Origin of the sequence: Kerstersia similis (assembly GCF_965139615.1) — a bacterium.
Classification (GTDB): Bacteria; Pseudomonadota; Gammaproteobacteria; order Burkholderiales; family Burkholderiaceae_B; genus Kerstersia; species Kerstersia similis.
On the sequence record NZ_CBCSIQ010000036.1, the window covers coordinates 1 to 15,261 of the forward strand.

Annotated in this window: 9 protein-coding genes and 1 pseudogene; 2 read left to right on the forward strand and 8 right to left on the reverse strand. The window is 62.3% G+C overall.

All coding sequences use genetic code 11. The annotated features are described in order from the left end of the window. The 8 genes and pseudogenes from ACNA1V_RS16375 to ACNA1V_RS16410 all read right to left on the reverse strand — a co-directional run. A pseudogene (locus ACNA1V_RS16375) lies at nt 1-428 on the reverse strand (SGNH/GDSL hydrolase family protein); the annotation flags it as partial. A gap of 68 nt (nt 429-496) precedes the next feature. Next, entirely contained in the window at nt 497-4,237 is a 3,741-nt protein-coding gene (locus tag ACNA1V_RS16380; protein WP_415834656.1) for a cellulose synthase subunit BcsC-related outer membrane protein, read from the reverse strand. Next, the gene (gene bcsZ, locus ACNA1V_RS16385) at nt 4,231-5,487 is read right to left on the reverse strand and encodes a cellulose synthase complex periplasmic endoglucanase BcsZ (protein WP_415834657.1); all 1,257 of its coding nucleotides are present in this window, start codon (nt 5,485-5,487) and stop codon (nt 4,231-4,233) included. The genes ACNA1V_RS16380 and bcsZ overlap by 7 nt, the downstream gene beginning before the upstream one ends. After that, nucleotides 5,484-7,736: a cellulose biosynthesis cyclic di-GMP-binding regulatory protein BcsB gene (gene bcsB, locus ACNA1V_RS16390; protein WP_415834658.1), complete on the reverse strand. Its 2,253-nt coding sequence runs from the start codon at nt 7,734-7,736 to the stop codon at nt 5,484-5,486. Before bcsB ends, bcsZ begins: the two co-directional genes overlap by 4 nt. Nucleotides 7,737-8,063: 327 nt before the next feature. Next, nucleotides 8,064-8,771: a CoA pyrophosphatase gene (locus tag ACNA1V_RS16395; RefSeq protein WP_415834659.1), complete on the reverse strand. Its 708-nt coding sequence runs from the start codon at nt 8,769-8,771 to the stop codon at nt 8,064-8,066. Between the two features lie 284 nt (nt 8,772-9,055). Next, a complete protein-coding gene (locus tag ACNA1V_RS16400) occupies nt 9,056-10,840 on the reverse strand; it encodes an acetyl/propionyl/methylcrotonyl-CoA carboxylase subunit alpha (RefSeq protein ID WP_415834660.1) in 1,785 nt (594 codons plus the stop codon). Further along, nucleotides 10,837-12,528: a 5-oxoprolinase subunit B/C family protein gene (locus tag ACNA1V_RS16405; protein ID WP_415834661.1), complete on the reverse strand. Its 1,692-nt coding sequence runs from the start codon at nt 12,526-12,528 to the stop codon at nt 10,837-10,839. The genes ACNA1V_RS16400 and ACNA1V_RS16405 overlap by 4 nt, the downstream gene beginning before the upstream one ends. 72 nt (nt 12,529-12,600) lie before the next feature. Continuing rightward, entirely contained in the window at nt 12,601-13,359 is a 759-nt protein-coding gene (locus ACNA1V_RS16410) for a LamB/YcsF family protein (RefSeq protein ID WP_415834662.1), read from the reverse strand. Between the two features lie 292 nt (nt 13,360-13,651). On the opposite strand from ACNA1V_RS16410, the gene ACNA1V_RS16415 reads away from it, so the two are divergent. After that, on the forward strand, nt 13,652-14,182 hold the full coding sequence (locus ACNA1V_RS16415) for a sigma-70 family RNA polymerase sigma factor (protein WP_415834663.1): 531 nt from the start codon (nt 13,652-13,654) through the stop codon (nt 14,180-14,182). Then, a complete protein-coding gene (locus tag ACNA1V_RS16420; protein ID WP_415834664.1) occupies nt 14,179-15,174 on the forward strand; it encodes a FecR domain-containing protein in 996 nt (331 codons plus the stop codon). Before ACNA1V_RS16415 ends, ACNA1V_RS16420 begins: the two co-directional genes overlap by 4 nt. Nucleotides 15,175-15,261 lie beyond the last annotated feature (87 nt).

Below are 15,261 nucleotides of genomic sequence, written 5' to 3' on the forward strand. Positions count from 1 at the left end.
GCCGGCCCCACCCAGACGCAAGCCGTCCCGGACGCCGCGACGGTCTTGGTGAACTGCGATGTCCGCTGCCATGCCCAGGCCTTTTGAAAGGCTGGCTTGTCGTAACTGGCTAGCGTATCACCCATCACAACCACCAACAGATCAGGCTTGTCTGCCGCGATCAAAGCAGCAATTGGCGTCGTGCGGCCACCGCTGGGTTGAAACGTCGCCCGTTCGCTGCCACGACGCTCTGCCGCACCGCAGGTGCCCGCGCTCGCTGCCAGCCAATCGCCAGGATTCGAACCACACACACCAACCGTATGAACCACAGCGCCTTGACGCACGAAATCGTCATGCAGTGTGTCGATCAGATAATCCGGCGACGTCAAATGGCTATCGCCAATCATCAGAATACTCAAACCTGCGAGCAGGGAAGCTGAAGCGGGCATGTTATTAACCTTTTTATTTATCTAAGTAATTGGGGGGAGAATGGAAAAAACATTTGCCATGCAAGGGTTCAGGGCCTGTTGTAAGGGGATCTGTAAGGTTCCAACGGAAGGGCCAAGGGTGCCGCAACCGGATGCAGCCAATAGCGCAAATACACGCCACCGCCCCACTGTCGATAATCCCTGGCGTTATCCATCGTCATAGATCCGCCCAGAACCCATTGCTGGTTCAATCGGTACTCCGCTGCAGCGGCCAGGTTATAGGCCACACCTGTATGCGACTGTCCGTCGTAGCGCGCCGTGGCCCCAGAGGCTCCCGCTGCCTGCGCCGCAGCCAGCTCTGCCGCCGCCTGTCGGCTGGCATCGGTAGGGAAATAATCCGCGCTGTCTTCCTTGAAATGCTGGATCCCGATGGCTCCCTGCAAGCGGTAGCTGAAATCGTCACCACGTTTGGCCCAGGTGACGGGAAAATTCAGCATATACATGGATTGCGGGCTGAAGTAGCCGCCATGCCCCCAGCTGAAAAAACGCAGATTGCGCTGGTATCCCACCGCGCCGGCATGCACGCCCGCCGTCCAGCGCTCATCGGCTGTTTCGTACAAGTGCCGATAGACCCCGACACCCCCGGCGATGCGTCCGTTCGACCGCACGTTCTTACCGCGCAAAGCATGCCAGGAGCCGTAACCATACACACCCGTGGCGCCATCATCCCAGCCCAGCCGGGCAAGCGCGCCTGTGGCTGTAACGCCGCCCCATGGCTCATCCGTCTGCGCATCTCGCGTGCCCGCGTACGACAGCAGGCTATCAGTCACGGCTCGACGCGACACTTCGACGCCATAGCCGGTATGCTGGCTCAATGCACCTTGCACCGACAGACCGCCAACCACGTTGGTACGCTGGAAACCCAGGGGTGTAGTGCCAAGATCCATCGTCACCCCCGAATCCGACTCATAGGCCACGGAGACCCCGACACCGCTATCACGCTGAGCTCCGGTGTGTCCGACGCTGCCGTTCGTCAGCACACCGGCATCCACTGCTGCAGTACCGGCATCGAGCCACACCGGCGTCGCACGCAAAGCGACCGTCCCGCTCCCGGCAGGCAAGCGCACTTCCAGGGGCGTACTCACCTCGCGCATGCGGCTGCTGCCTGCCTCGCCATTATTGGCTCGCCCCATCACGCCCCAGCGCACTTCGACATTACGCTCCGCACGGAGCGCTGCCAGCTCATCCTGCCAGGCGGCCAAAGTTCCCGCATCAACGCTGTGCTGTTGCTGCCCCACCCGTACGGCTGCCTGATAAAAATCCTCTGCCTGCGCAGCCCGACCGTACTGCCGCGCCAACTTGGCCGCCCGCGCAAGCACCTCAGTATCCTCTTGCGACAGGGCTACCGCATTCCCCAGCACCGTTTCCATATAGCGGACATCTCCCTGGCGGCCAGCCACTTCTGCAGCCTGCAATGCCACTTCGACGTTGCCGGGATCGCTTTCCAAAGTGGCACGATACTGCATCAGGAGTTGTTCCTGATGCTCGGGTTCCTGTCGAGCCACCTGCGGCGGTTTCCCGGGCTGCCGAGAAGCCACGGCGGCCGCCAGCAAACCTCGCGCCGCATCCAGGCTGGCAGGATCCGCTTGAGGACGCGCCTGTTTTTCCTGCTGCATTTGAGAGATGGCGAGCAGCGCTTCGCGCTCCGTCTGATTCAAATCCGCACTCTGCAATTGGCGCAACACGATATCAGCTTCCACAAGCTGTCCCGTCTGCACCAGCGCAGCCCCATAACGCAACATCACGCCGACGCCAGCTTCGGAAGTTCCCATGACCGGCACCAGGCGACGCATCAGCATCAGGCCCTGTTCCAGCAGACTGGCCTCGATCATGGCATCCGCCACTTCGGTCAGCTGCACAATCGTCAACCCGCGTTCCTGCTCAAGTCCGGATAGGAGAGCAGCAGCACGCGCAGTCTCCCCTTGCCGCGCAGCCTGCCGGGCGTCATCCAGATCCAGCCAGAAACGCGCGCGATTCATCAATGTAGGGATCTTATCGCCATGCTGCGACGACGGTACGCGCGCCAGCAAAGTACGTACCGCGTGCCAATCGCCCCGCTGTTCCGCGATCAACGCAGCGGCATACGCAGCATCAGGATGCTCCGGCTCGTCGCGCAGCACTTCCTCCATGACGCTGCGTGCGCTGGCAGGATCGCCTTGCCGCAGATACAGGCGTGCCAGTTCATAACCCGGCCAGACTTTGTCCGTCGGGTAGCGCATGACTTCGAGCAACGCAGCCTCAGTTTCCTCGTCATTACCGCGAGCCAAGGCATCCTGCACACGTAACTGGGCGACCCGCTGCCGCAAGAGCATCATGTCGCCGAATTCCGCCTGCAGGGCTGGCGTCAATCCCTGCACCAGCAGCAAAGCTTCGCGCGGCCGGCCAGACATCTCCAGCACATACACCAGGCCATGCAGCGCCTCGATGTTGCCCGGTTCCCGCACCAGAACGGCACGATAACTTGCCTCGGCATCCTCCCACTTCTGTTCCGCCGCCTGGATATGAGCCAGCCTGTTGAACGAAGCCGTCTGCTGCGTATCCAATTCCTGGGCACGAGCCACCAACCGATAGGCCGCAGCATACTCCCCGTTCTCCTGTGCCCGGCCGGCATCGGCCAAAAACTTCCAGTAGCGTGCTGTCTCCAGCGCTGGCTGCCACGCTTTGCTACCTCGGACTGCACGCGCCAGCAAGGTTTCCGCGGCGGCGAAATCCTGCTGCTTCATTCGCACCAGGCCCAGGCCGCCCAATACGTCCGCGTTGCGAGGCAATGCCGCCTGCGCCTCCAGAAGATAACGCTCTGCTTCCTGGAGCTCGCCTTTTTCCAGCGCCTGCATACCTGCCGTGATACGCGCATCCTGCACCCACGGTTTGGCGGACTCACTGACTGCCGGGGGGCTGCTTTTCCGTGCGGCAGCCGTCGTTTGCGATGCTGGACGCGCCCTGGATTCACGCGCCTGCGTAGCTTGCTGCAACAACTGTCGGATCTCCGCATCATCGTTTCCCAGCGCCAGATAGGACTCGAAAAACGGACGGTACTCCTCCGTCGGCGGGCCTATCCATGTCAGCGCAACACGCCAGGCCTCCTGGGCTTCACTGGCCACGGCAGGTACGGTCGAGAGCGCTTGCAAACGCCGCAACCCCTCCTGGCGACGTTTCAGATCACGCACCAGGTGTTTGGCCAGCCCCAGCTCATATCCCTTGTTGCCAGGCTCCGACTTCAGCAAGGTCTCCAGCCCTTTAATCGCCGCTGCAAGACCGTTTTTGGTGTAGCCCAGATAGTTGTAGTACTCGAACGCCAGCTCGCCCTGTGGCGCCTGCCCTGCCAATGCCTCGTCATACTTGGCAATGGCAGCCTCCAGATCTCGTGATACGACCAGCGTGCGCGCCTCTTCCAGAGCCGCACCCGCATCCTGCCGTTCAAAATGAATGGCTTGATCCAGCAGTGCCGCATAATGCGCCGCTGCATTGCCATTTTGCGCACGCAAGCGCTCCAGCCACTGCCGAGCACCCGCCAAGTCATGCTGCTGCAAGGCGCCCAGACCCATGCCATAAAAAGCCCGGGAACTCTCCGGCTGTACTTGCAGCAACTTCTCCCAGGATTCGGCGGCCCGCTTATAGTCTCCACGGTCCTGCCAATACTGCCCCTGTTGCTGCAGCAAGCGCAGCGCCTCCTGGCCGGCGTCGGCCCGGGACGGCTGTGCGTGAGCTGCCAACCCCATTCCCACACCCGCCGCAGCCAATGCCAAACGTACCCATCCGGACGTCAACATTGCTTCTCCCAGGCCACGCGCAGTTCGCCAGACTTCAAGAACGAATAATGACCATCCTGCCATCCGCTACTAAACAAATTGAGCACATGGTCGTAATAAGGCGGCTGGGCCTGAGCCAAGGCCTCGCTGGACAGACTGTCCTGCCATCCTTTTGAGGCCCGTTCCTGCTGAATGCGCATCGAATCGACATCCCCCAGTGCCCGGAAATAAGGCACCAGCGCCGCCGAAAATCCAAATGGCCCGACCTGACTGACGGTTCCTGCCGATACCTGGATTTTTTCAGGCGGCAAGCCCGTCAGGCGAACCTGCCGCGCCATGCCGTGCAAGCTCTGCAACAATGCGTCATGCAAAGGGTCATCCTCAGGCGTCACGCCAGCCCACATATAGGTACGGATGGCGTCATAGCTGCCCAGCTCGCCTTTCACCGGATCGTCGATAAACCGCCCAGGCTGCCCCGGCAATACCTGCCAGCCTACCCAATCCGCAGCATAGCCATGCTGGCCCGCTCCTTGATAGACCTTGACCGTATTGCGCGCCACCTCTTCCCAAGGACCGTCAGGCGCAGCCAATGCCAAACGGCGAAACAGCGGCAACACCAGGTAGCTCGCATTCAGCTGCCAAATACCATCCGTACGCACAAAATCACGAAATCCCGGAAGTAACATTGCCCCAAAATCCGGCAGCACCGCCACTTCCTTCTGCTCTATCTGGGCCAGCAGGGCCATCGCATCACGCTGGTAATCGGGACGATTCCATAATCTGGCCGCCTCCAGCAAGTCATAGACAAACCAAACATCCCCATCGGACGCTGAGTTGTCGTCAATCACGCCCCACTGACCTTGGTCGTTCACGCCCCAAAGCCAGGCAGGCAGAGTCTCATGAATATTCCCACGCGCCAGATTATTGACCGCCCAGCGCCAGAGACGCTCGAACGTTTCCGGGTCATTGGCCACCAATGCAAAAAACATGGCATAGGACTGCCCTTCGGAAGAACTGTGCTGCCATGCCGTACTTGCGTCCAGCACACGGCCATCCTTCTGAATGAAATGGTCACGGAATGCCTGCCACTGCGGCCAATGCACGGCTGCCGGGCATGGCCGCGAACCTTGGGTGGGCGCACCCAGAGCAACAGGCGCGCCAAGAAAGGACGCCCAGGCCGCGAACAGACCGCCCCCCAGCAACTGGCGCCGCCGCACATGAAATGTCTCACGCGAATACCGATAGGCAAGGTCATGCGACAGTCGCTTCATTTTCCGTTCTCACCACGCTTGGATGCATGTCGTAGCCATGGCCAGCGCCATGACAGGCGCTGCTGTCCGGTCGCTCGGCCAAACCAGCCCACTACACCGATCAACACGATGCACAGGCCCAGGACCGCCAGCCAACCATACCTGTCTAGCCACGATAAGGGCGCTCCATTCTGCCACCACCAGCGCCAACGCTGCCACAGGCTTAGTTCACCTACGAAATAAGTGGATTCAGCCACCAGGACATCGACTTTTTCGCCACGCACCACGACCAGACTGCCATCGAAGTGATTGGCACTGCCAGGCGCTTGCTTGTCATTGCGCAACTCGGGCATATTCGCGCGCATCCCTGCCACCTGCATGGCCCGAGCCGCATCCAGCAAGCCTTTTTCGTTCGCGCTGGCAAACAGAACCACGCTGCGTTGAGGCGTGACCGGCGACTCGAAACCTGCCACGATCGCGCTATCTCCAGCACTGAAGAAGCCGATCTCGCTCCGGGCGGGCCAAGCACTTCCGGCCAAGCGCTCTGCCCCGGATTTTCCACTCGCGTGTTGGTAGGCTATATCAGACGTCTGAAAAAAATGCTGCTGCCCTACGTCATAAGCTGCAGGAGCGGTTTCCCCCCACAACTCGCGCACCCGCCCCGGTGCTGCCGTCAGAACCAGCAAATCCTTGCCGTCCCCGGCGGGGCTTCTCTCACGGCTGACTTGCAATGCCAGCACAGGAAAACCGGTGGACTCGCCAAAACGTCCCATGACCTCCAGGTATGCAGACAGGGCTTGTGCTCCGGGCTCGGCGTCCAGCAACACTTGGGTATCGGCGAGATCCGCCATGCGGGTAAACGGCCAGCCACTCGACACGAATGCGGCCAAGTCAGGCATGGCCTTGTAATGGGCATAGCCCGTGAAATCCAGCGTCGAAGTCGGATCAATGCTGCCGCGCACATTATCGACAATGATGTCGCGGCAGATACCTTCCTTTAAGTAGTCATACATAAAGCGGAACTGCAGCTGCCCACGATCGGCCAGCAGCGTCAGCGGCAACGTCATGCTCACATGCTGCAAAGCGTCGCCATCAGTGCCCAGTGCCCCCCGTACCAATTCGGCGTAACGGGGATGATCCTGCGCCACCAAAGGATACGATCGCAGATACTGCTCATTGGCTCCGACCAGCAAAGACGAATTTCGGGCCGTGGGCTGCGGGGTATAGCGATATTTCAGATCCAGCGGCACATCGGCGCCCTGCCAATCGAACAGATCCGGTGGCAAACGCAGGTTCAGACGCATCGTCCCGGGGTCATAGCCCGAGACGCTCAACCCGCCTTCCGTCGTCAGTGCTCCCAGTTGCACAGGTTTGTCAGTCGCCAACCAGCGCGGCGCATCGTAAGGCTGGCGCGGCCTTTTCGTGACTAGGCCGCCCACTTCGGCCACCGGTCCGCTGAGGGCAACGGCACCAACGGCCAGCACTGCCGCCGCCTGCCGCAATTCCGCACTATCGCGCCCCAACACCAGCAAAAGCTTGGCGGCAGGATCATCGGGATGCGTCATCATCGCAATCGTCGGCCCTCGCAGCGGCTCGGCCAGCCAACGCTGAGCTGCCTCGCCCTGCTGCATCACGACAGCGTTGCCTTGCCGGGGCACAGCATCCAGACTCACGGGAAATCTGGCCCCCCGGTAATCCGCCATGGCACCGAACCACGAAGCCAGTATCCCCGCCGCTTCCAGCGCCTGGTCATCAGGGCTTGCATCCAGCACCATGGGTAAAGTCAGCAGACGATTATCTCGAGGGTCGAAAAACGGGACTGGCAGAAGCGCCAGTTCGTCCGGCAACAGCAACGGGGCCGTCTCCAACTCCAAAAAGCTATTCTTGCTAATGGAAACCCACAGACTGGAGTGCAGGGGATCCTCGCACTCCATCGTGTAGTGGCCCAGAAACTGCATTTTCAGCTGATTGAATACCGCCATCAAATGTGCCGGCAACACCAGGCTGGCCGATACGTTCCGACCGGCATCTGCACGCGGCAAATCCAGCGTCGCCACGGTTTCATCATTCAAGGAGATATTGAGTTGCGAAAGCTCCTCCAGCAAGGCCGGCGAGTACGCATAATTCAGATTGAGCCGCGCCGCACTGACAACCTCATCGGCACGCACACTGAAAGGCAGGCTACGCCCGACGTCCACGCCATGCAAGCGGATGGGATAGCGCTCCCCCAGGCTTTCAAAAGTGATGGTACGGGCAGTCCGCGCCACCATCGCCGACTCGTTTTCCTGGGCAGCCGCATGCTCCTGCTGCGCAGGCCCCTCCGACGATTCCTGCGCCTGGACCGGGATTATCAGGGATGCGATGCCCAATGCAATACACGCAGCAATGCTCTGCCGACCGCTCCCCAATCTCATTGAAGATACACATCCCACAGTAGCGGCTCTGCACAGCGCCAAGGCGACGTGGCAACAACCTATTGAAATAATTAGTTTCTACTTATTATATCAATAAACATGTGCATTCCTACCAGTGCTGCTTCATTCAGCACCAGAAAGCGATCGCCCGGGCCGTAGCCCCTCACAGATCATCGTCGCCCATCAGCGCCGCAGCGCCAGGTAAAGATTGCGCAGCATCGCCGCCGTCGCGCCCCAAATGAAGTACTTGTCCCAGGAGACCGAGTAGTAGCGCCGGCTGGCACCATCGGGCAGTTGTGCGGAATGAATACGGTAATTGGCCGGATCCAGCAGATACTCCAGCGGGGCCTCGAAAATCTCGGCCACTTCCCGCACCGCTGGCTCCAGTGATGGGTTGCCCTCCACCCAGGCCGCTATCGGCGTGACAGCGAACCCGGTGACCGTCAAGTATTGAGGCAAGGCACCCAAAACCCGAACCTGCTCGGGGCGCAAGCCGATTTCTTCGTGGCTTTCACGCAGTGCCGTAGCAACCGGCCCGTCATCACTGTGCTCGGCCCGCCCGCCAGGAAAACTGACCTGCCCGGCATGATGGCTGAGGTTGGCGCTGCGCTGCGTCAACAGCATGCCGGCCCCGTCGCTGCGCATGACAATGGGCATCAGAACGGCTGCCTGCACCGGCTGCATGGCTGCAGGCATGGTACGCAAGCTCAGGCCGATATCGCCCCCCAACACCGAGCCCGGCGCCTGGCCGAGCTGCCCCAGGCGCGCCTGTATGGCGTCGCCCGTCAGGAGTTCTGACGGCAGGCGCGCCTCAACAGGCAGCGGCGCCCATGGTTGAGCCTGCGGATCAAAAATCTGCAGTTCCCTGGAAGTGTTGGATGCGTCAGCCATGGTACTTATTCCCACGCCAGCTGCAATGGGCCTTCCGCCACGGCATGCCGGCAATGGCAGGCCGCCAGCGGTTGGAGGCTGGCTTATCTAGTGATTGCTAGGTTATTGACCGGCAGTATATCTCCGGGTTCCCTAACCACAACGTTCCCATGCCGTCGAGCGCCATGGCCGACAGTGATCACCACAGCCCACTGCCCACTGCCCACCGTCCGCGGTCAGTGGTCGTTTGGTGACGCTGCGCATCAGGTTTCCCATGCGCGTCCGCCCCCCCCCAGGCGCAACTTTCAGGTGATATCCGCCAACGCGGCAGCGGCCGCGAGCTGGCTGCCTTCGGCCGCAAGCTGCTCGATGCGCCCGGCCCTGGGCGCGACGATGCTCATCTCCATTTTCATGGCCTCCATGATGGCGAGCAGCTGGCCTTCCTCGACTTGCGCCCCATCCTCCACCTTCCAGCGCTGCAAAATGCCTGCAATCGGCGCCAGTACGGCAGGCGCTTGCCCGGTCGCCTTTGCCGCATTGACGTCGTTTACCCCATTTACCGCATTCGCCGCTGCCGGCGCCATGCCAGGCTGGCCGCCACCTTCAACCACCACCCGTCCCCCCACCAGGCTTTGCAATAACTGGATAGGTAGGCCCAGCGCCACCCGCCGGCCCTCCCATTCAATGTCCAGGCGCTGCAAAGCGGGCGCCGGAGTCTCCCGGCCAGGCGCTTGCGCCGGCAAGGTGTTGGCGAAATCGGTTTCTATCCAGCGCGTATGCACCCGGAACGGCACCGCCACGGTGAAATCCTCATGCGCCATGACGGCGCGGTGAAACGGCAGCACGGTCGCCAAGCCGTCGATTCGGAACTCGGCCAATGCGCGCCTGGCCCGGGCAATCGCCTCGTCTCGCGTGGCACCGGTCACGATCAGCTTGGCCAGCAAGGAATCAAAATGGCCGGAGACCACCGACCCGGCCGTCACACCGCTGTCCACACGCACACCCGGGCCGGAGGGCGGATCAAAGCGCTGCACCGGCCCTGGACACGGCAGGAATCCGCGTCCGACATCCTCGGCATTGATACGGAACTCGAAGGCATGGCCGCGCGGCACCGGCGTTTCCTTGAGAGACAGGGCGGCGCCATCTGCAATGCGCAATTGCTCCAGTACCAGATCCACGCCCGTCGTTTCCTCGGTGACAGGATGCTCGACCTGCAAGCGCGTATTGACCTCCAGGAATGAAATGGCACCGTTGGCGCTCAACAGGAACTCCACGGTTCCCGCACCGACATAAGACGCTGCCAGGCAGATATCGCGGGCGGCACGATGGATGCGTTCACGCTGCGCCTCGCTCAGAAACGGGGCGGGAGCCTCTTCCACCAGCTTCTGGTTGCGCCGCTGCAGGGAACAATCCCGTGTGCCGACGACCACCACATTGCCATGCTGATCCGCCAGCACCTGGGCCTCTACATGCCTGGGCCGATCCAGGAACTGCTCGACAAAGCATTCGCCCCGGCCAAAGGCAGCCAACGCTTCGCGCACCGCCGACGCATACAGCTCCTCGATTTCTTCCAGTTTCCTGGCAACCTTCAGGCCGCGCCCACCTCCACCGAACGCCGCCTTGATCGCCACCGGCAAACCATGCTCGCGGGCAAACGCCAGGACTTCTCCGGCATCGCGTACCGGATCGCTCGTCCCGTGCACCAGCGGCGCGCCCACTTGCATGGCCAGCTTGCGTGCCTGTACCTTGTCGCCCAGTTGCTCGATGGCCGCTGGCGGCGGCCCTATCCATATCAGCCCCGCGTCCATGACGGCCCGCGCGAAAGCCGCATTTTCAGACAGGAATCCGTAGCCGGGATGCACGGCGTCGGCGCCGCTGCGACGGGCCACCTCCAGCAGTTTCCCGATGTTCAGATAAGTATCGACAGACCGTTCGCCGTGCAAGGCATAGGCTTCATCAGCCATGCGCACATGCAGGGCATCAAAGTCGGCATCAGCATAGACAGCCACTGACGCCGCCCCATAATCGGCGCAAGCCCGGGCAATGCGCACAGCGATTTCGCCGCGGTTGGCGATAAGGATTTTTTTCATGGCGATGGCTGAAGAGAAAGGAGTGCCGCCGGACTGGCTGCCGCTACGGCACCGGCGGCAGGCGGAAACACCGGACGGATGGGTCGGAATGGTTCGAGCACACGCAGGCGCACCTGGGCACCCACCGGGATCTGCCCGGCACGATCCAGATGATAGGGTGCCACGCAGGCAATGACAGGATAGCCGCCGGTCAACGGACGATCCGCAAGAAACAACACGGGCTGGCCGCTCGGCGGTACTTGCAGGGCGCCGGCGACTGTCCCTTCACTGGGCAACTCGGCTTGCTGACTGCGTGCCAGCGGCACCGCCCCCTGCAACCGTATCCCCACGCGATTCGATTGCGGCGTCGTCAGCCAGGTTTGCTGCGCCAGCAACGCCAGCGCCTCTTCCGTAAACCAATCGGCCCTGGGCCCCAGCGTCAGGTCCAGCCAGACAGTCTCGCCCGGTCTGGGCAAGTCCGGACGCGGCGCTCCCGGCTCGCCCACGCAACCATGACGGGCAGGCAATACCGGCAGCCGGTCTCCCGCCCGCAAGGCGGGCGGCCCGATACGGGCCAGCGTATCGCTGGAACGACTGCCCAGAAACGCAGCGACGGCAAACCCGCCGCGTACGGCAAGATACGCCCGACTGCCCGCCAATGCTGCGCCGACCGTCAGGCGATCGCCATCAGTCAAGGCCAAAGGGTGGTGATTGGGCAGGCGGATCTGGCGCCCCGCGCGGTCACACAGCGTCAGCGGCACATCCGCGCCTGCCACGGCAACCACCATCTCTCCCTGGCATTCGATTTCAAAGCCGCCAGGCACGAACTCAATGCACGCCGTGTCCGCCGCGTTGCCTGCCAACCGATTGGCCTCACGCAGCGCAGCCTGGTCCAGAGCACCGGCTGCGCTGACTCCCTGGCTCGCCAGCCCCGGCCGCCCCTGATCCTGGAACAAGGCCAGCAAACCCGGCTGACGCACGACACAGGTGGCATCGCCGCCGGCAACGGATGCTGGGGATACCGCCTGAACCGCTGATGCCAGCGGTTCAGGCGGCTGCGTATCCCCAGGCTGACCGGATATCTGCCTGGGCGCCTGCCGCGCCTGCTCGATGAAGCGCACTCGCATCCCGGGGCGCAACAGGGCCGGTGTGGCACGCGCAACATCCCACATGGGCACATCGGTCACGCCGATGATCTGCCAGCCGCCCGGACTGGCCTGGGGATAGATACCGCTGAAACGGCCCGCCAGCCCGACCGCGCCTGCGGGGATACGGGTGCGCGGCGTCGCGCGGCGCGGCACTTCGAAGATCGGATCGCCGCCGGCCAGGTAGGCAAAACCGGGCGCGAACCCGGTAAAAGCGACGCTGTACTCGCTGCCGGTATGGCGCCGTATCACTTCTTCCCGGCTCAGCCCCAGTAACTGCGCCACCTCATCGAGATCTTCGCCGTCATAGCGCACCGGAATTTCCACCAGTTCGCCCGGCGGCCGTTCACCGGCCTGCGTGCGCAAGGCCGCAATATGCCCGGCCAGACTTTCGCGGCTGACCGTTGCCGGCTGGAAACGCACCAACAGGGTACGTGCCGCCGGCACCAGCTCTTCCACACCCGGGAGCGGATCGGCCTGCATGGCCTCGAACAAGGCTTGCACCTGCGCCAGACCTTCAAGCTCGACCAGCATGGCGTGCGAATTGACGGGAAGAAAATGCAAGGGCAACTCCAGATCCAATCAGGAAAGAACCAAGCCAGTCATGGCACGACAGCGCGCAGCATGCCTCTTGCCTCAGGCAAAAGCGCGCACAGCCACCCCCGCCTGTTGCAGCGTATCCCGTACGGCGCGTGCCATGGCGACAGCATCGGGGCTGTCACCGTGCACACAGATGGAATCCGCCATGACCGGAGCCAGGCTGCCGTCCACGGCCTCGACCACGCCGTCTTGAACCAGGCGTAGCATGCGCCGGGCCACCAAGACCGGGTCATGCAGCACGGCCCCCGGCTCCCGGCGTGACAGCAGTGCGCCCTGGGGCGTGTAGGCGCGGTCGGCAAACGCTTCCGCGACTGTACGCAGGCCCGCATCCGCCGCCCAGGCAGCCAAGGGCGAACCCGCCAGTACCACCAGCGCCAGGCTGACGTCTATGGCCTGGATGGCTGAGATCACCGCCTGGGCCTGGCGCCTGTCATGCGCAATGGTGTTATAGAGCGCGCCATGCGGTTTGACATAGCGCACCGCCGTGCCTGCCGCTTGCGCCAGCCCCTGCAGCGCCCCGATCTGGTAAATCACGGCAGCCGTGAGATCAGCGCTGGCCATATCCATGTTGCGCCGGCCGAAACCGAGCAGATCGGGATAGGCCACATGCGCACCCACGGTCACGCCACGCTGACGCGCGGCCTCCAGGGTGGCCAAAATACCGGCAGGATCGCCCGCATGATAGCCACAGGCGATATTCGCACTGCTGACAATATCCAGCATGGAGGCGTCATCCCCCATTTTCCAGGCGCCCAGGCTTTCCCCCAGATCGCTGTTGAGGTCTATGCTCTTCATTCTCTGTTCCTTGCGCATACCGCATGACTGCTGCTGCCGATCATAGCTGAGGCAGCCACTGCCGGAAAAGGATGCCGCCGACATCGCAGGCGGCGCAGGACCCGATGCAGCAGTTGCGTCCGTCGCCGGTTTTAGTCTGTTGTATTTTCCAGACCACTATTGATAATAAGTTTCATTTTCTATAGCATAAACAGATCGACAGCCCGCATTTCCGGCACGCCTGCCCGATCCCTGCGGCTTTTCGTTGCCGCCCTTCGTTCCACCGCTTTGTTCCTTACGCCACTGCCAGACCATGTCGCGCCAGGCCTCCGCCGACCACAGCACCATTGAATGCCTTTACCGGGCGCATTACGGCGAACTATTGCGCTGGCTGGCGCGCAAACTGGGCAACTCCAGCCAGGCGACCGATCTCGCTCAGGATACATTCCTGCGCATGCTCACACGCAATCAGGCACAGGCCCTGGATGGCCAGGCACTCAAGGAACCGCGCGCCTATCTGAAAACCATCGCCAATGGGCTGGTCATCGACTTCTGGCGTCGGCAATCACTGGAGCAGTCCTATCTGGATGCCCTGGCGCAGCAAGCTGAGCCGCTGGCACTGTCTCCCGAAGAGCATGCCCTGATTATCGAAACCCTGCAGCAGCTCTCCCAGCTGATCGAAGCCATGAAGCCCAAGGTTCGCACCGCCTTCCTGATGGCCCAGCTCGACGGCCTGAGCTATGCAGAGATTGCCGAACAGATGGGTATTTCCGTTCGTACCGTGGAACGCTATATGGCAGACGCGCTGTTCCACTGCCATCAGCTGATGCAGCATTGCGCATGAGTCACGCGATGTCCGTCGGCAACGAAAAACTGGAAAAGCAGGCGATTCTCTGGCTGGTTCGCCTGCAATCCCAACCTGGCGACACCAGCCTGCAACAGGCCTGTATGAACTGGCGCCAGCGCCACCCCACCCATGAGCATGCCTGGCAATCCGTGCAGTCCTCATACAGCCAGTTACGCCAGCATGTCCAGCAGGTTCCCGCGGGCTTGCCGGTCAGCCCGTCCAAGCTGCTGCACCGCTCCGCCAACCAGTTATCGCGCCGCCGCGCCTTGGGTCAGTTCGGCAGCCTGCTGGTGCTGGCCTTCCCCGCCGGCTGGATCGTCCACGAGTACACGCCGTGGCAACGCCTGCGTGCCGACCATGCCACCAGCATCGGCCAGCGTGCCTTGCTGACACTGGACGATGGCTCACGCCTGCACCTCAATACCGATAGCGCCGTGCGCCTGCGCTTTGGCCCGGACGAGCGCCTGATTCTGCTGGACCGTGGCGAAATCAGCCTCAACAGCGTCGCTGCGCGGCCTGGCGCTCCTTTCCTGCCCCTGCGGGTCGAAACCCGCGACGGCAGCCTGGACGCAACCGGCACGCAGTTCTCCGTGCGCCAGCGGTCGGATGGCAGCCAGCTGCATGTCGCAACCGGCAATGTGCCGATGCAAGGACGGCACATGCAAGCGCCCACGCTGGCCCATGCTGCCGGCGACTATCTCCTGACCGCCAACGCCGCCCGGCCCATTGCCAACCCTGGCATGGACATGATGGCCTGGACAGAAGGCCAACTGGTCGCACAGGACATGCTGCTGTCGGATTTTCTGGCGGAAATCGGGCGATATCGTCCCGGCCGCCTGGACTGGGCCCCGGAAATCGCCTCACTGCGCATTTCAGGCACCTATCAATTGAACGATACGGATAGCCTGCTGGCGCTGCTGCCACGCGTCCTGCCGGTGGAAATCGGCCAGCGTACCCGCTACTGGACCACCGTCCGCGCCCAGGCTTGAGCCCTCCCCCACAGTCAGCTATTTTTGTCCGGCAGCGTCCGTAACAAGAATAGAAATGAATTGCGTAGAAATTTTTGTCGGGTTTTG